General features: G+C 71.1%; 19 protein-coding genes and 1 pseudogene. 6 read left to right on the top strand and 14 right to left on the bottom strand.

The window, feature by feature from the left end; genetic code table 11:
• On the top strand, positions 1 to 432 hold a 432-nt coding region (locus BIU96_RS19800; protein WP_175477495.1), incomplete at its 5' end, for a hypothetical protein.
• Between the two features lie 67 nt (positions 433 to 499).
• Here BIU96_RS19800 and BIU96_RS20385 read toward each other — a convergent pair.
• Positions 500 to 595 (bottom strand): annotated as a pseudogene (locus tag BIU96_RS20385) (DUF3761 domain-containing protein); the annotation flags it as partial.
• 20 nt (positions 596 to 615) lie between these two features.
• Between BIU96_RS20385 and BIU96_RS20215 the strand changes: the two are divergent.
• The gene (locus BIU96_RS20215) at positions 616 to 1,506 is read left to right on the top strand and encodes a S9 family peptidase (protein WP_071292159.1); all 891 of its coding nucleotides are present in this window, start codon (positions 616 to 618) and stop codon (positions 1,504 to 1,506) included.
• Positions 1,507 to 1,514: 8 nt separating this feature from the next.
• Here the strand turns inward: BIU96_RS20215 and BIU96_RS08370 are convergent, their stop codons facing one another.
• Positions 1,515 to 2,411, bottom strand: coding sequence for an SDR family NAD(P)-dependent oxidoreductase (locus BIU96_RS08370; RefSeq protein WP_139199923.1), 897 nt, complete (start codon positions 2,409 to 2,411; stop codon positions 1,515 to 1,517).
• A 77-nt stretch (positions 2,412 to 2,488) separates the two neighbouring features.
• On the opposite strand from BIU96_RS08370, the gene BIU96_RS08365 reads away from it, so the two are divergent.
• Both BIU96_RS08365 and BIU96_RS08360 read left to right on the top strand, forming a co-directional pair.
• Entirely contained in the window at positions 2,489 to 3,061 is a 573-nt protein-coding gene (locus tag BIU96_RS08365) for a TetR/AcrR family transcriptional regulator (RefSeq protein WP_071292158.1), read from the top strand.
• Between the two features lie 45 nt (positions 3,062 to 3,106).
• Positions 3,107 to 4,294, top strand: a complete 1,188-nt coding sequence (locus BIU96_RS08360; protein ID WP_071292157.1) for a MalY/PatB family protein — start codon at positions 3,107 to 3,109, stop codon at positions 4,292 to 4,294.
• An 18-nt stretch (positions 4,295 to 4,312) separates the two neighbouring features.
• On the opposite strand, the gene nagB is transcribed toward BIU96_RS08360, so the two are convergent.
• Positions 4,313 to 5,098 carry a glucosamine-6-phosphate deaminase gene (gene nagB, locus BIU96_RS08355; protein ID WP_071292156.1) on the bottom strand — a complete coding sequence of 262 codons (786 nt, stop codon included), beginning with the start codon at positions 5,096 to 5,098 and terminating at the stop codon, positions 4,313 to 4,315.
• 61 nt (positions 5,099 to 5,159) lie between these two features.
• Here nagB and BIU96_RS08350 point away from each other — a divergent pair, with 61 nt between their 5' ends.
• Positions 5,160 to 5,639 (top strand): NUDIX domain-containing protein, encoded by a 480-nt coding sequence (locus BIU96_RS08350; protein WP_071292155.1) that lies wholly within the window; start codon positions 5,160 to 5,162, stop codon positions 5,637 to 5,639.
• Positions 5,640 to 5,965: 326 nt separating this feature from the next.
• On the opposite strand, the gene BIU96_RS08345 is transcribed toward BIU96_RS08350, so the two are convergent.
• The 4 genes from BIU96_RS08345 to BIU96_RS08330 are packed head-to-tail and all read right to left on the bottom strand — an operon-like array spanning position 5,966 to position 10,045.
• On the bottom strand, positions 5,966 to 7,036 hold the full coding sequence (locus BIU96_RS08345; protein WP_139199921.1) for an ABC transporter ATP-binding protein: 1,071 nt from the start codon (positions 7,034 to 7,036) through the stop codon (positions 5,966 to 5,968).
• Positions 7,033 to 7,911 carry an ABC transporter permease gene (locus tag BIU96_RS08340; protein ID WP_083402755.1) on the bottom strand — a complete coding sequence of 293 codons (879 nt, stop codon included), beginning with the start codon at positions 7,909 to 7,911 and terminating at the stop codon, positions 7,033 to 7,035. The genes BIU96_RS08345 and BIU96_RS08340 overlap by 4 nt, the downstream gene beginning before the upstream one ends.
• Entirely contained in the window at positions 7,908 to 8,894 is a 987-nt protein-coding gene (locus tag BIU96_RS08335; RefSeq protein WP_083402773.1) for an ABC transporter permease subunit, read from the bottom strand. Before BIU96_RS08335 ends, BIU96_RS08340 begins: the two co-directional genes overlap by 4 nt.
• 5 nt (positions 8,895 to 8,899) lie before the next feature.
• On the bottom strand, positions 8,900 to 10,045 hold the full coding sequence (locus BIU96_RS08330; RefSeq protein WP_071292152.1) for an ABC transporter substrate-binding protein: 1,146 nt from the start codon (positions 10,043 to 10,045) through the stop codon (positions 8,900 to 8,902).
• Positions 10,046 to 10,222: 177 nt separating this feature from the next.
• Here BIU96_RS08330 and BIU96_RS08325 point away from each other — a divergent pair, with 177 nt between their 5' ends.
• Positions 10,223 to 10,660, top strand: a complete 438-nt coding sequence (locus tag BIU96_RS08325; protein WP_071292151.1) for a YdeI/OmpD-associated family protein — start codon at positions 10,223 to 10,225, stop codon at positions 10,658 to 10,660.
• A gap of 167 nt (positions 10,661 to 10,827) precedes the next feature.
• On the opposite strand, the gene BIU96_RS08320 is transcribed toward BIU96_RS08325, so the two are convergent.
• The 7 genes from BIU96_RS08320 to BIU96_RS08290 form a co-directional block, all read right to left on the bottom strand.
• Entirely contained in the window at positions 10,828 to 11,691 is an 864-nt protein-coding gene (locus BIU96_RS08320) for an NAD(P)H-hydrate dehydratase (RefSeq protein WP_071292150.1), read from the bottom strand.
• Positions 11,681 to 12,430 (bottom strand): histidine phosphatase family protein, encoded by a 750-nt coding sequence (locus BIU96_RS08315; RefSeq protein WP_071292149.1) that lies wholly within the window; start codon positions 12,428 to 12,430, stop codon positions 11,681 to 11,683. Before BIU96_RS08315 ends, BIU96_RS08320 begins: the two co-directional genes overlap by 11 nt.
• Positions 12,431 to 12,485: 55 nt before the next feature.
• On the bottom strand, positions 12,486 to 13,451 hold the full coding sequence (locus BIU96_RS08310; RefSeq protein ID WP_071292148.1) for a hypothetical protein: 966 nt from the start codon (positions 13,449 to 13,451) through the stop codon (positions 12,486 to 12,488).
• 316 nt (positions 13,452 to 13,767) lie between these two features.
• Positions 13,768 to 16,887, bottom strand: a complete 3,120-nt coding sequence (locus BIU96_RS08305; RefSeq protein ID WP_071292147.1) for a glycoside hydrolase family 38 C-terminal domain-containing protein — start codon at positions 16,885 to 16,887, stop codon at positions 13,768 to 13,770.
• An 81-nt stretch (positions 16,888 to 16,968) separates the two neighbouring features.
• Positions 16,969 to 17,799 carry a carbohydrate ABC transporter permease gene (locus tag BIU96_RS08300; protein WP_071292276.1) on the bottom strand — a complete coding sequence of 277 codons (831 nt, stop codon included), beginning with the start codon at positions 17,797 to 17,799 and terminating at the stop codon, positions 16,969 to 16,971.
• Between the two features lie 68 nt (positions 17,800 to 17,867).
• Positions 17,868 to 18,731, bottom strand: coding sequence for a carbohydrate ABC transporter permease (locus BIU96_RS08295; RefSeq protein ID WP_254786052.1), 864 nt, complete (start codon positions 18,729 to 18,731; stop codon positions 17,868 to 17,870).
• A gap of 250 nt (positions 18,732 to 18,981) precedes the next feature.
• A complete protein-coding gene (locus tag BIU96_RS08290; RefSeq protein WP_071292146.1) occupies positions 18,982 to 20,340 on the bottom strand; it encodes an extracellular solute-binding protein in 1,359 nt (452 codons plus the stop codon).
• Positions 20,341 to 20,606: the final 266 nt, after the last annotated feature.

Genomic DNA, 20,606 nt, shown 5'->3' with positions numbered 1-20,606 from the left:
GCGTCGTCGGGCTCGTCCGCCGAGCCGAGCCCCGCCCCCGGGGAACCCGCTCGGCCGCGAAGCCCCGGAGCGGACGTCCTCGAGGGCGCCTGGCGCACGGAGCTCTCCCGCCAGGACCTCGGCTTCGCCCCCTCCGGTCGTGCGACACCGCCGCGGAACCGGAGCGGCCTCAGCGAGGCACCAGAATGGCGCGTACTCGTCTTCCACGGATCGCGTCTCACCGTGCTCGGCGGCACGGGGGTGGACCCGACCAGCATCGAGGAGATGACGTTCCGCGTGCGCGGTGCGGTCCTCACGATCGAGTCGGAGGGGCGCGTCTTCCGCGTCCGCTGGGCGGTCTCCCTGGACGGGTTGACCCTCACGCCGACGGCGGACGGCCCGGTGCCCCCGGCGGTGCTCGTCCTGCACCCCTTCGCCCGCGTCCTCGACTGAGCGCGGCCGGCCGGGGCGCGCCGGATCAGGCTCCGGAGCGCACCGCGACGCATGCCCGCCTCGGGTCTCAGAGCCAGGCGGCAACGCCTCCGTGCCGCGAGCACGTTCCACTGCGCGACTGGCTGAAGCTGTACGTGCCGTCGCCGCACTCGGCAGGTTCGCCGCCGCTGGTAGCGTCCGGGCATGCTGTCGACGACCGACGAACCGGCCCGAGGGCGCGTCCGCGACCTGCTCGGGCTGCCGTCCCCCGCCGAACTCCGTCCGGTCGCGGTCCGCCTGGAACCGCTCGGTCGCGACGGGTCGGTGCAGTGGGCACGCGTCGAGCTGGACACGGCCGACGGCGACACCATCCCGTGCTTCCTCCTGACACCCGACCACGGCACGGGAACGGACGTCATCGCCGTCCACCAGCACGCGGGCGACTTCACGTCCGGGAAGAGCGAGGCCGCCGGGCGGGCGGGGGATCCGAGCCTCGCCTACGGCGTGGTGCTCGCTCGCAGTGGTGCCCGCGTGGTCATCCCCGATCTGATCGGCTTCGAGGAACGCCGACGCGACTGGACGGACGACCCGGCGGCCGACGAACGCCTCGATGCGCTCTTCCGTGTGGCGGACGGCAGCAGCCTGCAGGCGAAGCACTCGCGTGACATCGCCACGGTGACGTCCTGGATGATCGAGACGAGTCCTGCCGACACCGAACTCGGCATCGTCGGACACTCCCTCGGCGGACAGGTGGCACTGTTCGCGCTCGCCGTCGACGCCCGACTCACGCGGGGCGTGGTCAGCTGCGGGCTCGGGACGCTGGCCTCGTTCGAGGACGCTCGGATCCGCCACAACCCGGCCTGGTTCGTCCCGGGTCTGACCGCCGCCGGCGACGTCCCCCTGGTCGCGTCAGCCGTTGATCAACCGGTCCTCGTCGCGGCGGGACGGGACGACGGACTGTTCCCCCTCGCCGGCGTCCGGCGCGTCCTCGACGCGTTTCGTCCGGGTGTCGCGACGACCGAGGTGTTCGACGGCGGCCACGCGATGCCGCCGCGCATCACGGAAGCGGCGCTCCGGCACCTGCTGTCCACGTGAACGGATGATCAGGACCCCGCGCGCACCGCGACCTGGTCGACGAAGGCCCGGACGCGAGCGCGGAACGCCGGGTCCGCCGCCGCGCCCCGCACCGGCACGACGTGCAGCCGCCGGTCACCACGACGGAGTGCCGGTCCGACGAAGACGCCCTCGGTGACGTCCGGTGCGGTCGCCGACCAGAGCGTCGAACGAGCGCCGTCCATGGCGGTCCGGGACAGGCTGCGGGCGACCATGCCGCCGAGGCGCTGCGTCAGCGTCTCCGCCTGGCCGTTCATCCCCGTCGCCGCGATGCCGGGGTGCGCGATGACCGACCGGATGTCCGAACCGGCAGCACGGAGCCGTTCCCCGAGGTCGACGCTCAGCGCTGCGGCCGCGGTCTTCGAGTCCGTGTAGACGCCGAACTGCGAGTAGTCGCCCGGGCCGTCCACCCCGCCGGGTCCGGGCACGCGCCGGGTGCGCTGCGACAGGTTCGAGCCGACGAGCACGATTCGGGGCGACAGTCCGCCGAGCAGCGGGAGCATCGCCTCGGCGAGCACCGCCGGCCCGACGACGTTCGTCGCCCAGGTGCGCTCGATGCCCTCGTCGGTGCGCCCGAACGTGCCGAGGGTCGCGCCGGCGTTGTTGACGAGAGCGTCCACGACGATGCCGTCCTCGGCGAGCTGCCGGGCGAACGCCGTGACGGACGCGACGGACGAGGTGTCGACGAGCCGCGCCTCCAGGGCGAGACCGGCGGGGAGGACACGAGCCGCCTTGTCGAGGTCGCGCACGCCGGCGACGACGCGCGCGCCGGCCGACGCGAGGGTCGTGGCGACGACGAGGCCGAGCCCACCGGTCGCGCCGGTGACCACCACGGTCCTGCCGTGCTGGTCGGGCATCGCTGCCGGTTCCCACTCGAAGCTGTCCATCGTCGTCTCCTGCTCGTTCGCCGTACGCAATCGGATGATTCATCCGGAACGCTAGCACAAGCGGATAGAGTGTCCACATGACGATCGCGATGGCCCGACCCGAGGCGCTGCGCTCCGATGCCCAGCGCAACCGGACGGCACTGCTCGACGTCGCACGCGCCTTCGTCGACCGGGGCGAACCGGCCCTGCTCAACGCCGTCGCGCACGAGGCCGGCGTGGGGGTCGGCACCGCCTACCGGCACTTCCCGACCCAGCAGCACCTGCTCGAAGCGCTCGCGATCGACGCGCTCGAGGACATGCTCGACCAGGTCCGCGCCGCCGTCGTGCTGCCGGACACGGCCGATGCGCTCCGCGGGGTCGTCACGGCCGCGTTCCGGAGCATGGTGGACGACGCAGCGCTCGGCGACCTGCTGACAAACGGCGGGTTCTCCTGCGCCGACACCGCCGCCCTCGCCGGCGACCTGGTCGTGTCCGTCGACGGGCTGCTCGCACGGGGCCGCACCGAGGGGATCGTCCGGACCGACGTCGACGCCGACGACCTCCGTCGACTGCTGTGCGGCCTGCGCGAGGCCGCCGTCGCGGGCGGTACCCGGGTCGACGATCCGGAGCGTTACGTCGAGATCCTGCTCGCCGGGCTCCGTCCGGCCTGACGACCGGCACTGCCGCGAACCGGCGACCACTGTCAGGATGGGCGCATGAGCGTCATGGTCTCCCTGTTCGATGCACGCCGCACCCGCACCAGCGAGAAGTACACGGCCTACCCGCCGGACGTACTGCCGATGTTCGTCGCCGAGATGGACAGCATGCTCGCCGAGCCCGTGCGGGAGGCCCTCGTGGCGGCCGTGACGAACGGTGACACCGGGTACGTCGGCCACGGCCGCGCCCTGCCCGAGGCCTTCGTCGACTTCGCCGAGAGCCGCTGGTCGTGGCGCGTCGACCCCGACCTCGTCCGGACCACCACCGACGTGTCCGTCGCCGCGGTCGAGACGCTCCGCCGGGTGATCGAGCCGGGCGACCAGGTCGTCATCATGCCGCCGGTGTACCCGCCGTTCTGGGAGTACGTGACCGAGGCCGGCGGCTCCGTGACCGAGGTGCCGCTGCTGCCGCCGTCCGGGCCGGTCGACCCGTTCGACACGACGGCCGGGTGGCGGATGGACCTCGACGGTCTCCGCCGCGCGTTCGCCGAGGGTGCCCGGACCGTCCTGCTCTGCAACCCGCACAACCCCCTCGGGCTGGTGCACGACCGGCAGTCCCTCGTGGCGCTGGCGACGCTCGCCGCCGAGTGGGACGCCGTGGTCGTCTCCGACGAGATCCACGCGCCGCTCGTGCACGCTGACGCGACCTTCACGCCGTTCCTCGACTCCTGCCCCGAGGCCGCGTCGCTCGGGGTCGCGCTGACGAGTGCGAGCAAGGCGTGGAACCTCGCCGGCACGAAGTGTGCGCTGATGATCGGCGCCTCGGACCGCGCGCGGGCGTGGTTCGACGGGATGCCCACGGAGGTCGTCGAGCGCACCGGGATCCTCGGCTACACCGCGAGCATCGCCGCGTTCAGCGAGGGCGGTCCGTGGTTGGCGTCGCTCCTCACCGAGCTCGCCGCGAACCGGCGCACGCTCGCCGAACGCCTCGGTGACGTGCTGCCCGGCACCGGCTACCGGCAGCCGCAGGCGTCCTACCTGGCGTGGCTCGACCTGCGCGCGCTGCCGTGGGGCGACGACCCCGCGGCACTGCTGGTCGACGAGGCGAAGGTGGCGCTCGGCAGCGGACCGGCCTTCGGACGGCAGGGTGCCGGGTTCGCCCGACTGAACTTCGGGTGCTCGGCGGAGACCCTCGAGGACGGACTCAGCCGCCTGCACACCGCGTGGTCGCAGCGGGTAGACGGCTGATCGGTCCGGTCGGCGGGACTACTCGAACAGCTGCCAGGCGGGCTTGTTCGCGTACGTGTAGCGGTAGTAGTCGGCGAGCTGCAGGCCGGCGGCGGCTTCCTCGTCGACGACGACGGTCGCGTGCTCGTGCAGCTGCAACGCGGACCCGGGGACGAACGAGCTGAGCGGCCCCTCGACCGCGGCTGCCACGGCGTCGGCCTTCGACGAGCCCTGCGCCACGAGGACCAGTTCGCGGGCATCGAGGATCGTGCCGAGGCCCTGCGTCATGCAGTGCGTCGGCACCTGGTCGAGCGAGTCGAAGAAGCGGGCGTTCGCCTCGCGCGTGGACGGCGCGAGGGTCTTGATGCGGGTGCGGGACGCGAACGAGGACGTCGGCTCGTTGAACCCGATGTGCCCGTTGGCGCCGATGCCGAGGATCTGCACGTCGACCCCGCCGGCGGCACGGATCGCGGCGTCGTACTCCTTCGCGGCGAACTCGAGGTCGTCGGCACGGCCGTCCGGCACCCGCACCCGCGACGGGTCGAACCCGAGCGGTGCGATGACGTCGCGGGCGATGACGCTGGCGTAGGACTCGGGGTGCTCGAGCGGGATGCCGACGTACTCGTCGAGGGCGAACGCGCGGGCCTCGGCGAACGAGATCTCCCCCGCGTCGACACGACGCTGCAGGTCGGCGTAGATGCCCTGCGGGCTGGACCCGGTGGCGACTCCGATGACGGCGGACGGCTTCTTCGCGACGACGGAGGCGATCTTGGCCGCGGCGACGCGACCGACCTCAGCCGGCGTGGGCAGGATGATGATCTCCACGCCACCACCCTACTGGTCATGACCAGTCCGCGACAGGGCCGGGTGTGGGTAGCGTGGCGGCATGCCCACGCCTGACTTCGTCCTGTCCCTGCGTTCGAAGATCGGCACCGAGCCGCTCTGGCTGACGGGGGTCACCGCCGTGGTCACCCGCGGGACCGGGTCCAACCGCGAGCTGCTCGTGGTGCGTCGGGCCGACAACGCCGCGTTCACGCCCGTCACCGGGATCGTCGACCCGGGCGAGGAACCCGCGGTCGCCGCCGAACGCGAGGTCCTCGAGGAAGCCGACGTCGTCGCCGTCGCCGAGCGACTGGCGTGGGTGCAGGTCCTGCCGGAGATGACGTACGCGAACGGCGACCGGGCGCAGTACCTCGACCTCGTGTTCGCCTGCCGGTACGTGTCCGGTGATCCCTTCCCCGCCGACGGCGAGAACACCGAGGCGTTCTGGGCGCCGCTCGACGCGCTGCCCGAGATGCCGGCGAACATGCTCGCCCGCGTCGAGGCGGCCCTGTCCCACGAGCCTGCGGCGCGCTTCCAGCGCTGACCGTTCGGTCCGAGCGCGTCGCGTCGTCCCCGCCAAAGCGACAGAACTCCGTGAAAAAACGGCGCTCATCTGTCGCTTTCGCGGTGCGGAGCACGGTCGGGAGCGCGATCTGTCGCTTTGGCGACCACGACCGGACGGGAGGCCCGTGGCGGCGCCGTCCCGCGCCTCCAGTCCGCCGTGTCGTCCCGTCGACCCCGCCGGCCGCACCCCTTCCGCGAAAGCGACAGAAGGCTGCGAACCTTCCGCCGAGAGCTGTCGCTTTCGCGGTGGCGGTGGGCCGACGCCGGCGAGAACTGTCGCTTTTGCGAGGGCGGGTAGGGCGGCGGCTACGTGAGCGGGGCGACCGCGACGGGCGCGCCGAGCAGGCGGACGGCGACGGCGTCGCCGGCCGCGCGGCGGTCGCCGACCTCGTGCTGGACGGTCACGACCGTGTCGTCGTCGAGCCGGACAGTGGTGCGCCGGATCGACCCGAGGAAGCTCGACGAGACGACGGTGCCGGTGACGCCCTCTGCGGCGAAGGCGACGTCCTCCGGGCGGACGTAGGCGAGCACCGGTCCGTCGGGCACGGAGCCGTCGAGGGCCGGAACGCGGAACCCGTACACGAAGACGTCGTCGCCGCGCAGGTCTCCGCGCACCCGGTTCGACTGGCCGACGAAGTCCGCGGTGAACGCCGAGGACGGGGAGCGGTAGAGCTCCTCGGGCGTGCCGATCTGCTCGATGTCGCCGGCGTTCATCACGGCGATCCGGTCGGAGACGGCGAGCGCCTCCTCTTGGTCGTGGGTGACGAACACGGTGGTGATGCCGAGGTCGCTCTGGATGCGCCGGATCTCGTCGCGGAGGGACACCCGCACCTTGGCGTCGAGCGCGGACAGCGGTTCGTCGAGCAGCAGCACCCGGGGGCGGGTGACGAGGGCGCGGGCGAGGGCGACGCGCTGCTGCTGGCCTCCCGAGAGCTGGTGCGGGTAGCGGTCGGCGAAGTCGGCGAGGTGCACCATGTCGAGCGCGTCGATCACGCGTTCCCGACGCGCGGCCGCCGGCACCCGGCGCATCTCCAGCCCGAACGCGACGTTCTGCCGCACCGTCATGTGCGGGAACAGCGAGTACTGCTGGAACACCATGCCGATGTCGCGCTTGTCCACCGGGGTGGCGGCGACGTCCTGACCGTCGATGCGGATGGCGCCGGCGTCGATCGCCTCGAGGCCGGCGAGCGCCCGGAGCGCCGTGGTCTTCCCACAGCCGGACGGGCCGAGGAGCGACACGAACTCGCCGGGTTCGATGCGGAGGGACAGGCCGGCGAGGGCACGGTGGGCGCCGTAGTGCTTCTCGACGGCGTCGAGCTCGACGGTCGCTCCGGTGCTGGACAGCGACGACGGGGCGGCGGGGGCGGTGATGGTCATGCGGGGTCCTTCGGGGTGCGCGGGCGGCGTCGTCCGATCCGGCCGATGACGACGAGCAGCACGAAGCCGAACACGAGCGCACCGAGCGAGAAGATCGCGGCGACGTACGGGTCGGTCTGCTGCACGAGCACGAGTGCCGTCTGGAACGTCGTGCGGGAGAGGAACGAGGCGAGGGTGTACTCGCCGAGGACGACCGTGATGGTGAGGAAGCAGGCGGCGGTGATCCCCCGGCGGAGGTTCGGCAGCAGCACGCGCCAGGTCACCGTCCACCACGAGGCGCCGAGCGAGCGCGCTGCTTCGGTGAGCACTGCCATGTCCATCGCGGTGATGGCGGCGGCGATCGGCCGGAACGCGAACGGCAGCGAGATGATGCCGATCGCGAAGGCCAGCGTCCACGCCCCAGAGCCGAAGACCTGCGCGACGACCTGGTACACGGGGATGAACCCCACGACCAGCACGACGACGGGGACGGTGATCGGCACGATGCACACGAACTCGAGGACGCGGCGGAGGCGCGGGTACCGGAGCGCGGTGATGATCTGCGCGGGCAGGAGGACGAACAGCACGATCGCGACCGTGATGAGCGCGATGAGGAGCGAGGCGCCGAGGCCGTCGAACACCGGCTGGTACGTCGCCGCGTTGACCGGGTCCGCCAGCGCGCTGTAGTGCGCGAGCGTCAGGCCACCGTCGGTTCCCTGACGGAAGGTGAACTGCGCGAGGGCGACGAGGGGGACGGCGAACACGAGACCGATCACGATCAGCACGATCGCGGCGGTGACCCGCGACGGGGACGCGCCGAAGCGGGGGACGCGAGTCGTGCCTCCAGGCCGTGCGGACGTCGTGCGCGCCGGACGCGAGCCGACGGCCGCGCTCATCGCTGCCACCTGGCGGCCCGGCGCTGCAGCAGCGAGTACCCGGCCATCACGACGGCCATCACGACCACCATGCCGAAGGCGAGCACGCCCGCGACGTTCTGCAGGCCGATGATCGTCTCGCTCGTGAGCTGCGTGCGGATGGTGAGCGGCACGATGCCGCCCTGGGAGATGAGCGCCGCGGCGGTCGCGAACGACGAGAAGCCGTTCGCGAAGAGCAGGAGCAGCGATCCCCAGAAGGCGGGCGCCAGCACGGGCAGGCCGATGCGCCGCCAGTACGTCAGGCGGGACGCTCCGAGGGTGGCGGCGGCCTCGCCCCACTGGGTCTTCACGCCCTCGAGGGCGGGCATGAACGTCAGGACCATCAGCGGCACCTGGAAGTAGACGTAGGGGATGACGAGCCCGGGCACCGTGTAGAGGAAGGCGCCGTTCGCGTTGAGGTCGACGTGGAAGGCCGAGACGAGCCACGTGGTGACGAGTCCCTGCGCGCCGATCGTCGCGATGAACGCGAACGCGAGCATGACGCCGCCGAACTGGGCGAGGACGCTCGCGGCCGAGTCGATCATCGACCGGACGACACCGTCGGGGCGCAGGGCGGCGAGCGCCCAGCAGACGACCGCTCCGATGACGGCACCGATGACCGCGGAGACGGCGGACAGTGCGAAGGAGCCGCCGAACGCGCGGAGGACCGACGGGTCCGCGAACGCCGCGAGGTTCGCGACCGTGAAACGTCCTGATCCGTCGAAGAAGCCGCTGCCGACCGCGATGACCGCGGGGACGGCGAGGAAGAGCAGGACGTACGCGGCGAACGGGGTGAGACCGAGCCACGCGACGCCGCCGCGGCGCCGGACACGGGGTCCGGCGACGCGGCGGGCGGTGGCATCGGCGGCCGCGGCGCTGGTGGCGGCGGGCCCCGCGGTGCGGGGTCCCGCCGTCGCCGTCGCAGGTGCTGCGCCGGGCGCGGCCGGTGCCGATGCGGTGGTCATGCTGGTCAGGACCCCATCGTGGCGGACCACTTGGCCGACAGCACCTTGGCCGCAGCTGCGACCTGCGCGTCGGTCAGCTCGACGTAGTCCTTCGGCGCGCCACCGGCGGCGTCGAGGGCGTCCTGGTCCACCTTGCCGGACTTCTCCAGCGCCGTGAGGGTCGACGGGAAGGCGCCGGCCTGCAGGTACAGGTTCTGCACCTCGGGGCTGGCGATGTACTCCTGCCAGAGGCGCGCGGCCGCGGGGTGCGGCGCGTCCTTGCTGATCGCCTGCGAGTAGTACGAGCCGAGCGCCTGCCCCTTCGGGACGACGGTCTTCCAGTGCGTGTTGCCGGACGCACCGGCTGCCGGACCCCACGCGAGGTTGTTGTACGACCACTGGACGACGACCGGGGTCTCACCCGAGGCGACCGTGGCCTGCGTCGGCAGCACGTTCTGGAAGTTGCCGGCCTGCTTCAGCTTGCCGAAGTAGTCGACACCCTTCGTGATGTCGTCGGCCGAGCCGCCGTTCTCGAGCGCGGCGAGGTACACGGCGGACGCGGCCTGGTTCGCCTGCGTCGGGTCGCCGGCGATGGAGACCTTGCCCTTGTACTCGGAGCCGAGCAGGTCCTTCAGGTCCTTCGGCGCGTCCGAGACCTTCGAGGAGTCGTACCCGATCGACATGAGGCCGGTGTAGTCGCGGGTCCACGCGCCCTTCTCGTCCTTCAGCGTGTCCGGGATGTCCGACCAGTTCGCGACCTTGTAGTCGGTCAGCAGGTCGAGGTTCTCCTGCAGGACCGCGTTGCCGAGGTCGAGCACGTCGGGAGCGGTGGACTGCCCCTTCTGCGACTTCACGGCGGCGACCTCGTCGGCGCTCGAGCCGTTCGGGTTCGCGGAGTTGACCTTGATGTCGTACTTCTTGGTGAAGCCGTCGATGATCTTGCCGTAGTTCGCCCACGACGGCGGCAGGGCGATGACGTTGAGCTGTCCCTCGGCCTTGGCGGCCTTGACGAGGGCGTCCATGCCACCGGCCGACTCGGCGCTGGTGGCGGTCTTCCAGTCGGTGTCGCCGTCGGAGCCGGGGGTGGCCGAGCTCGTCGCCGAGCATCCGGCGAGGGTGACGATCGCTGCGGCGGCCAGGGCGAGGCCGGCCAGGGTGCGCTTGTGCTGCACTGGGTGTGCCTTTCGGGTGCTTCGGGTGCTGCGGGAATTCGGCCCGGGGTTCGGGTTCTGGATGATCGTGGACGCGCCCGGTTTCCGGCCCGTGCTGCGGTGGTGAACGGTGACGGAACAGCGGGTGCGGCTGTACGGTTTGCTCGGTTCTGGTTTCGTTCGGCTCTGGAGGCGCGGATGCGGTTCACGACGACGGTCCTGCAAGCACGGAAGACGGCTACCGGCCTGCCGGTCCCGCCCGCCGTCATCGAGGCGCTCGGTTCCGGGAAGCGCCCGTCCGTGGTGGTCACGATCAACGGCGGGTACACCTACCGGTCCACCGTCGGCGTGATGAACGAGCAGTTCCTCGTGCCGCTCTCCGCCGAGCACCGTGCGGCCGCCGGGGTCGCGGCCGGGGACTCCGTCGAGGTCACGCTCGAGATCGATGCGCTGCCGCGGGTGGTCGACGTGCCGGACGACCTCGACGCGGCGCTGACCGCGGCGGGCGTGCGGGCGGCGTTCGACACGCTGTCGGGCTCACGGCAGCGGGCGCTCGTGGACCCCGTGGAGCAGGCGAAGGCGCCGGAGACCCGGGCCCGGCGCATCGAGAAGGCTGTGGAGGCGCTGCGCGGGTAGGGGCGCCTGAGGTCGTTCCGCGCGTGGCAGGTCGTTCCGCGCGTGGGAGGTCATTCCGCGCGTGGGAGGAAGAATCGCGCATAGGAAGCAGGAACTTCCGACTGCCTACGCGCGGATCCGCTTCCTAATGCGCGCGCGATGGGCTCGAACGGCCCGCCTGGAGTCGCTCAGCGCCCGAGTTCGACGAGGACCCGCGGGATCTCGATGAGGAGTTCGCTCGCCAGGTAGCCGAGGGGCCCCACTTGTACGGCCAGACGATCGCCCGCGGTTGCGTGCACCGACGATGCCCACGCTGCTGCCTGTGCCGGGTCGGCACCTCGTGCGAGGAGCCCCACGACCACGCCGGAGAGCACGTCGCCGCTCCCGCTCGTCCCGAGTCCTCCGGCACCGGTGCCCTTCGCCCAGGTGCGCCCGTCCGGCGCTGCGATCACGTCGGACAGCGCGACGACCGCACCGTAGCGGTCAGCGATCTCGAGGGCGTCGGCTTCGTCGTCGTCCCCGCACGGCCGACCGAGCAGCCGCTCGGCCTCGCCGCTGTTCGGGGTCATGACGAGCCGGCCGCGAAGTGGTTCGAGCCGATCCGCGACGTCGGACGCCACGCCCAGCGCGAAGGCGTCGAGGACCACGCACGTCTCGTCCCCGACCAGCTCGGCGATGTGGGCGACGAGATCACGCGTGCCGTCCGGCTCGTCGAGGCCTGGGCCGATCAGCACCGCGTCCGCGCCGCCGGCGTCGTCGCCGAGTGCGTGGAAGGCACCGACCGCGATGTGCCCGGCATCGTCCTCGTCGAGGGGTTCGACACCCGACTCGGGCACCGCGACGGCGACCTCGGCCGCGACGCTCCGACCCACAGCGAGGGTGAGCCGACCTGCCCCGACACGAAGCGCCGCGAGCGCGGAGAGCATCGCCGCGCCGGGCGTCCGGGCAGCGCCGCCGACGACGAGCACCTGCCCGCGCCCGTACTTCCCGGCGCCGGGCTCCGGGAGGGGCCAGTCACGCAGGGAGTTCGGGGTGATCGACTCAGCCGGCACGGACGTCGTCCTTCCGGCCGCTGTGCACTGTGACCTCGGCCTCGGCGTCCTCGGTGAGGTGCTCCACAGCGGAGAACTCCTCGAGCTGCCACGGGGATCCGAGTCCCTCTCGCCGAAGTCGTGTCAGCGACGCGTTGGCGACCGTGTGCGTCGCGGCGAAGTCGGTGAGCGCCGGCTCGTCGAGGTCGAGGCAGACCGCCACGGTGAGCATCACGACCGCATCGTGGGCCGCGATCACGAGCCGCTCGGGAGCCTCGAGCCGATCGACGTCGACGAGGACTGATCGGAGCCGGAGCATCATGTCCGCCCAGGACTCTCCGCCCGCAGGTCGGTGGTAGTACTTGCCGAGCCACTGACGGCGCGCTTCTTCCTCGGGAAACCGGTTGCGCACGCCGGTCCGGGTCAGCCGGTCGAGGACGCCGAGCTCGCGGTCGCGCAGCCGCTCGTCGACTCGCTTCGGTGGTTCGGCGAGGCCACCTGCGGCGAGCGCCAGCGCGATCGTCTGCTGTGCCCGCAGGTAGGGCGAGACCCACAGCGCGACGGGCACGTCGTCGACGCCACGCTCGGCGAGCTCGGCGCCCAGCGCACGCGACTGGTCCTCGCCCAGGGAGCTCAGGGGGACGTCGGCGTCCCGGTGGTCGACCTCGATGACGTCCGCGCCCTCGGCCTCGGCCTGTTCGGCTGCGACGTTCGCGGTGGATTCACCGTGCCGCACGAGCCAGATCTCGGTGACTGCCATGGCAGCGACGGTAGACGGACACCGCTGGGTCCGCTCCCGGTGTCCGGGCGCACCGTCACGCGGTCAGCCCCCTCGCGCTGCGCAGCGGCCGGACCGGGCAGGGCAGCCCCGCCGACCGGAGTCGTCGTGCGAGGCGCTCGAGGTCCCAGAGGTCGCGCCACTCCAGCCGGACGATCGTCCGCACACCGGGCACGGTGAGCAGCCGTTCGTGTCGACGCTTCTCTTCGAGGAGGACCTCCGTCGGCGTCCGACCGTTGCGGTACCGCTCCTGCGTGTACTTCGCTCTCCCGTCGAACTCGACGACGACGCCCTGCTCCGGGAACCAGAAGTCCACCTCGTACCGACGTCCGTCGACCGTGAAGGCCTGCTGCAGCACCGGCGCGGGGAGCCCGAGTTCCCTGAACACCACGCGAGCGAACGACTCCGCAGGCGACCCGGAGCGTGCGTCGGCGAGCTCGAGTGACCGCGTCGCGATGGCGTGCCCACGGTGATGGGGCAGGCCTCCGAGTGCCCGGGACAGCTCGGATCGGGTCGTCCCCTGCCGGAGCGCTGCGTCCGCGACGACGACGGTGGACCGGGCATCGCCGCTGAGCGCCACGTCGGCCACCGTCCGTGCGACCGTGGTGAACCGGAGTCCACGGTGTTGCACGGCCTCGTTGCTCAGGACCGGACGGGTGTGGAGGACCAACGACCTCGATCGTGATCGGTACTGCGACTTCGGCACCGTGAGGTGGACGTCATCCGGCCACGGTCCGATCCACGGCAGCCCGTGCACGGCCACCGCGGAGGCGTGGGATCCGACGGCTGCGACGCTGCGCCGCCCGAGCCGCGCGAACACCTGCGTGACGTACCGCTGACGGGGCCCCGCAGCGTCCCAGTCGGCACCACGCACGAACGCGTTCGGGCCCACGCGGACCACCCGATCGGGGCCGTCCCCAGCGGCACGCCGACGCAGTGTGGCGCCTGAGCGGCCGGCCTCGTGGAGCGGGCTGGAGCGGAAGATCGCGAGTGGCAGTTCCATGTCCCCACGGTCCTGGACGGCCCACGCGGGATGGTGCCGGGCGAGGCGAACTGTTGACGGGCCTCCTGGCTGGCGCCCCTGTGGAGGACAACGCTTTCTACCCATCGCACGTGAAGTGGAAAGCGCAATCGCGCATGGGAAGCAGGAAGAACCTGCCTACTATGCGCAATTCCTCTTCCTACGCGCGGAACGGCCCCCCACGCGCGGAACCACCACCCGCCCAGCCCAAGCCACCCACCCCGCGCGCAACACGGCGCCGGACGGAACGCACCCGTGTCCCGTCCGGCGCCGCGGTCTCTCCGGCGGGCCCGCTGCCTCAGGCCCGTCGTACCCGCAGTGTCACGATCTCGAAGGGTCGGAGCGTGAGCACGACCGGCTCCCCCGACTCCCACTGATCGCCGAGCGGGCGTTCCAGCAGGTCGACCGCCGCGACCGAAGCGACGTCGAACCCGAAGTCGACCCCGACGTCCGACGCGCGGCCGCCCGAGCCCTCGTAGAGCCGCACGACCACGTCGCCGGAGCGGTCCTCGGCGAGCTTCACGGCCTCGACGAACACCTGCGGCGACGACACCACGACGAGCGGCTCCACCGTGGTCGTGCCGGCCACCGAGCGCACCGGCAGGTTGAGCCGGTACCCGGAGTCGGCAGCGTCCAGCACCGAGGAACCGACGCGCAGCACGGTCTGGAACACGTGGTGTCCCTGGTCGGCCGACGGGTCGGGGAACGTCGGTGCGCGCAGCAGCGACTCACGGACGAGCGTCGTGGTGCCCCCGTCCGGACGGGTCGAGCGGGTGATGTCGTGCCCGTACGTCGAGTCGTTCGCGACGGCGACCCCGAACCCGGGCTCGGCGACGTGCACCCAGCGGTGCGCGGACGTCTCGAAACGAGCCATGTCCCACGAGGTGTTCTGGTGCGTCGGCCGGTCGATGTGCCCGAACTGGATCTCGCTCGAGGCCGAGGCCGCACGCACGTCGAGCGGGAACGCCAGCTTGAGGAGCTTCTGCTTCTCGTGCCACTCGACCTCGGTCTCGATGGTCAGCTCCGGCTGCCCGGCGACCGCCGAGTACCGCGTGGTGATCGACGACGACCCGAAGGGCCGGGTCACGACGAGCTGGTCGCCGGACACCTCGACCGACGACGCGTCGAGCACGGTGCCGCTGCGCTGGTACGCGCGGTCGATGTCCCACGCCTCCCACTGGTTGGGGGTGTCGCGGAACACTGTGTACTGCGCGGCGACGGCGCCGGGCGCGACGGCGTCGCGTCCGGTCGCGTGGTCGACGAGGGACACGACGTGGCCGCCCGCGTCGATGGTCGCGGTGACGACGCCGGTGTCGAAGACGAAGCGGTCGCCGTTCCGGACGGGAGGCACGGGTCGCGCCGCGTCGACCGGCGCACCACCCAGCCCGGTCACGCCGTCCGCCGTCACCGGGGACGCGTTGAACCGCACGACCGTGCCGACGGTGGCGCCGCCGCCGACGGCGCTGCCGGATGCGTCGGACGGGGCGTCGAGCAGCGCACTCCCACCACCGGCGACGGACGTCGAGGACGCCCCGACCCCGGCGAGCGCCGCGGCCCCACCGTTCGCGAGCGCGCTGGTGGCGTTGCCGATCAGCCCCTCGAGCACCCCGGCGACGCGGGCGTAGTTCTCCTCGGCGTTCTCGTAGACCCAGGCGATCGAGGACCCCGGCAGGATGTCGTGGAACTGCTGCAGCAGGACCGTGTGCCAGACCTCCTCGAGTTCCTCGTACGGGTAGTCGAGCCCGAGCCGCACGGCAGCCGTGGCCGCCCACAGTTCGGCTTCGCGCAGCAGGTGCTCGGACCGCCGGTTTCCCTGCTTCGTGCGGATCTGCGACGTGTAGGTGCCGCGGTGGAACTCGAGGTACATCTCCCCCGACCACACGGCGGGTGTCGGGAGCGCTGCCTCGAGCTCCTCGAACACCTCGGCCGGGGTGCCGAGGTCGACCCGCGGCGAGCCGTCGAGGTCGTGCTGGCGCCGGGCTGCGGCGACCATCTCACGGGTGGGGCCGCCGCCGCCGTCGCCGAAGCCGTACAGGAGCATCGAGGTGTTCGCGACGCCGCGCTCCTTGTTGCCCCGTTCGCCGCGGTGCAGGTCGGCGGGTGAGACGTCCGAGTTGTAGGTGTCCGCCGGGGGCAGGTGGGTGAGCACCCGCGAGCCGTCGATGCCCTCCCAGTGGAAGGAGGTGTGCGGGATGACGTTCGTCTCGTTCCACGACGGCTTCTGCGTGACGAACCACTTCGAGCCGGCGGCACGGACGATCTGCGGCAGGGCACCGGTGTAGCCGAACGAGTCGGGCAGCCAGGCCTCCGGGGTGTCGATGCCGAACTCCTCGAGGAACAGGCGCTTGCCGGCGACGAACTGCCGTGCGAGTGCCTCGCCGCCGGGCAGGTTCGTGTCGGACTCGACCCACATGCCGCCGACCGGGATCCACCGGCCCTCGGCGACGCGCTCCTTGATCCGTGCCCAGATCGACGGGTAGCCGTCACGGATCCAGGCGTACTGCTGCGCGGACGAGCACGCGAACGTGAAGTCGGGGTCGCGGTCCATCAGGTCGAGCACGTTCGAGAAGGTGCGGGCGCACTTCCGGATCGTCTCGCGGACGGGCCAGAGCCAGGCGGAGTCGATGTGCGCGTGGCCGACGGCGACGGCCCGGTGGGCGGCGGCGCTGGCGGGGACGGCGAGCACCGGCGCCAGGACCGCGCGGGCGTCGGCAGCGGAGCCGGCGACGTCGTCGGGGTCCACTGCGTCGGCCGCTCGCTCCAGCGCGCGGAGGATGTCCGCGCCCCGGGTGCCGTCGGTGGGCAGTTCGGCCATCAGGCCACGCAGGACCCAGAAGTCCTGCTGGAGCTCCCACACGGTGTCGTCGCGCTCGACGAGCTCGAGCCGGTGCACCTCGTAGATCGGCTTCGTCCCGGCGGTGGAACGCGACCCGAGCGGCGTCGCGCCCTGGAAGCCGTCGCCGCCGATGTCCGGGTTGGCCGCGGCCTCGACGTAGAGCTCGAACGACTCACCGGGACCGACCTCGAGCGGCACGGTGTCGTTCTTCGGTTCGATGCCCTTGATGGTCGAGCCGTCCGGACGCCAGGCGAGACCCTCCGCCTGGAACCCGGGGTGCCGCTTGGTGAACCCGAGGTCGACCAGGAGCTCGGTGGTGGTGCCGGGAGCGGTCCCGAAGTCCGACGGCACGGTGCCGCGGATCCGGAACCACGTGGTGCCCCACGGGCGGCCGCCCCAGGACGACCCGACCTCGAACGGCTCGTACGCGGCGTCCACCGCGACCGAGAACGGGACCGGTTCGTCCGGCACGGTCCAGGCCGCGATCTCGACGGGCGCGGACCTACGGTGGACCGCGGGGTCGATGCGGTCCCGGACGAGTCGGGCGATCCGGGCTTCGACGAGTGGTTCGTCGTGGTGCATGGAGGTGGTTCCTTTCCAGCGGGACGGTCAGCGGGACGGTCAGTGAGGACGGTCAGCGGGGGCGGCCCGCGTGTCCGGGCGTCAGCCCTTGATGCCACCGGCGAGGGCGTTGCCGCCGCCGAGGCCCCGGGACACGAGGACGTAGAGGGCGATGACCGGCACGGAGTACACGATCGAGAACGCGGCGAGCTGCCCGTAGGCCACCGCCCCGTTCTGCCCGAAGAAGTTGAAGATGCTCACCGCGGCGGGCACCTTGTCGGGCGAGAGCAGCAGGACGAACGGGACGAAGAAGTTCCCCCACGCCTGGATGAACACGAAGATGAACACGACGGCGATGCCCGGGCGCATGAGCGGGATGACGATCCGCCACAGCGTGGTGAACATCGACGCGCCGTCGGTCCAGGCCGCTTCCTCGAGGGAGATCGGCACCGAGTCCATGAAGTTCTTCGCCATCCAGATCGCCATCGGCAGGCTCGTCGCGGCGAGGAAGAAGATGCAGCCGTAGATGTTGTCGATGAGGTTGAGGGAGACGAACAGCGCGTAGACCGGCACCATCATCGCCGTGATCGGCAGACCGGTGCCGAACAGGATGCTGTACAGGAACGGCTTGTTGACGCGCATCTTGTAGCGGGACAGCGGGTACGCGGCGAGGATCGCGACGACGACGGTGACGATGGCGGTGCCACCGGACAGCAGCAGGCTGTTGCCGAGCGGGATGAACGACAGCTCCGGCGTGAGCACCTTCGCGAAGTTGTCGAGCGTGAACTGCGAGGGCAGCTTCACCGACAGCGAGGCCTGGGCGTCGAGCGAGGCGAACACCAGCCAGAGCAGCGGCACCGCGAAGCAGACCGCGATGACGAGCAGCACGACGTTCGCCACCCAGCGCATGGTCCGGCCGCGCGGCGAGGTCATGTGGAGCGACCCGGGAGCGGTGACCGAGCGGGTCGTGGTCGGGTCGAGGGACGGGGCAGTGATGGCCATCAGTCCACCTCCGGCTTGAGCGCGCGGATGTAGATGATCGAGAAGACCGCCCCCACCACGAGCAGGATGGTCGCGATCGCCGTCCCGAATCCGAGCTGCGAGAACTTGAACGCCTCTTGGTAGGCGAGGATCGGCAGGGTCGACGAGTTCGTGCCCGGCCCGCCCCCGGTCATCACGAAGATGAGGGTGAACACCGACAGCGTCTGCAGCGTCGTCAGCATGAGGTTCGTCGAGATGCTCCGGCGGATGACGGGCAGCGTGATGTACACGAGCCGCTGCCAGCCGGTGGCCCCGTCGACCTCGGCGGACTCGGTGATCTCCTCGGGGACCTCCTGCACGGCGGCCGAGTAGACGAGCATCGAGAACGCGGTGCCGCGCCAGATGTTCGCCAGGATGATCGCGAGCATCGGGTAGGTGTAGAGCCAGTTCGGCCCGCTGATCCCGATCGACTTCAGGAACTCGTTGAGCGTGCCCTCGTCGTTGAAGAACGCGTAGGCCGCGAACGAGGCGACGATCTCGGGCAGGACCCACGCGGCGACGACGAAGGTGCCGACGATCGAGCGGACGACCTTGTTCGCGGAGCGCATGAGCAGCGCGAGGCCGAGCCCGAGCACGTTCTGCCCGACCACCGCGGAGGCGAGCAGGAACACGATCGTCAGGATGACCGACTTCGGGAAGTCCGGGTCCTGGAAGAGCTCGACGTAGTTCTTCAGGCCGACGAACTGCTGGTCCGCAGCGCCGGCGCCGGTCAGGGCGGAGTTGGTGAACGACCCGTAGAACGACGAGATGACGGGGCCGAGCAGGAAGATGACGAGGAGGACGAGGGCGGGGAGGAGCGGGACCGCTCGACCCACGTTCCGCAGCGGCTTCCGCTTGCGCGGAACCGGCGGGTCGGTGCGCTTCGGCGCACCGGGCGCCGACAGCGTCGGCGCGAGGGGGGTGCTGGACAAGGGGGTTGCCTTCCGGGTGCGGAGGGGGTTCCGAAGGTGGGGTGGACCGGACTGGAGGCGCGTGGCGGCGCCGCCACGTCCGGTCTCGCAGGCTCGACCGGCGCGGACCGCATACCGCTTCGCGGCATCTCTCAGCGGTCCGCGCCAGTCCGTCACTGTTCCGTCAGTTCGCGGAGACCGTGTTCTTCTTGCCGACCGTCTGGACGACGGCGGTGTCGTAGGCAGCAGCTGCCTGCTTCGGTGTCTGCTGCCCGGTCATCACCGCCTCCATCGCGACCTGGATGGCGTTCGAGACCTGCGAGTAGTCACTCGTCGCCGGGCGGAAGTTCGTGTGTTCCACGAGCCCGGAGAAGAACTTGAACGTCGGGTTGGCGTCCGTGTACGCGGGGTCCTCGGCGACGTCCTTCCGGACGGCGATCTGGCTGTTCTCGGTGTCGTACTTCAGCGAACCGTCCTTGTCGAGGAAGTTCGTGATGAAGTCGAACGCCGCCTGCGGGTTCTTCGAGTTCTTGCCCACCGCGAGGGTCCAGCCACCGGACATCGAGTTGTAGCCCGGGTCCTGACCGTTCTGCGTCGGCATCGGTGCCTGGCCCATCACGTCGTTCCACTCCGGCCACGGAGCGGTGCCGGACTTCAGCCAGGTACCGGACTGCCACGAGCCGTCGAGGTCGATCGCGAGCTTGCCCTGCGGCAGCCACGTCTGGGCGATGGTCGTGCCGACGTTCGTGTCGAGCGCCTGCTGCGGTGTCGGGCCGAGGCCGCCCTGGTAGACGTCCTTCACGAACTTGAGCGAGTCCTCGAACTGCTTCGAGCCGGTGACCCACTTCTTGTCCTTGTAGAGGGTGTTGCCGGAGCCGTCCGCACCGTACAGCAGCATCTCGAAGCCCTGCATGGTCGAGGCCTCACCCTGCGCCTTGCCGGAGTAGATGTTGAACGGGATGACGTCCGGCTGCTTCTCCTTGATGGTCTTCGCCGCCGCGAGCACGTCGTCCCACGTCTTCGGCTGCCACGGGACCGGCAGGCCGGCCTTCTGGAAGATGTCCTTGTTGTACCAGAGGGCACGGGTGTCGGTGCCCATCGGGACGCCGTAGGTCTTGCCGTCGACGCCCTCGCCCGCCTGCTTGGCGTTGTCGTAGAACTGGTCCCAGTCCTTCCACTTCGCCGTGTACTTGTCGAGCGGCAGCAGGTACCCGGCCTGGGCGTCCGCCTTCACGAGGAAGGTGTCCTCGTACATGACGTCCGGCGCGGTGGCGGGCGCCTTGTTCATCAGGGCGAGCTTCGTGTAGTAGTCGTTGCCCTGCGCCTGGATCGGGACGAGGGTGACCTTCTTGCCCGGGTTGTCCTTCTCGTACTCCTTCTTGACGACCTTCATCTGGGCGTCGAGCTGCTGGAAGGCGCCGAACTTCTGGTACGCGATCTTGATGGTGTCACTCGAGGCGGACCCCGAGCTCGAGCAGCCTGCCAGACCGACCGCGGCGACGGCCACGGCTGCGAGTCCGGCGATGATGCGGGTGCGTTTCATCGGTGCTCCTTTGCACGGGTGACGACCGCGGGCTCCATCGCCCGCGCGCACAGTTAGTCCACCGTATTGACTTAATGGTGTCAAGGGTTTTCCGTGTCGGTACGGTCACGGTTCGGGTACCGGTCAGTCGTGGGGCGCCCCGGGGCCGTCGCAGGGCGCCCCGGGACCGTCGCCGGGTGCCGAACCGCGCACAGGAGGGCGAATCGCGCATAGGCAGTCGGGACTTTCGACTGTCGACGCGCAGTTCGACCTCCCATCGCGGACGT

The sequence above is a fragment of the Curtobacterium sp. MCBA15_008 genome, assembly GCF_001865065.1.
Taxonomy (GTDB): Bacteria; Actinomycetota; Actinomycetes; order Actinomycetales; family Microbacteriaceae; genus Curtobacterium.
This window is presented reverse-complemented; position numbering and strand designations above follow the sequence as displayed.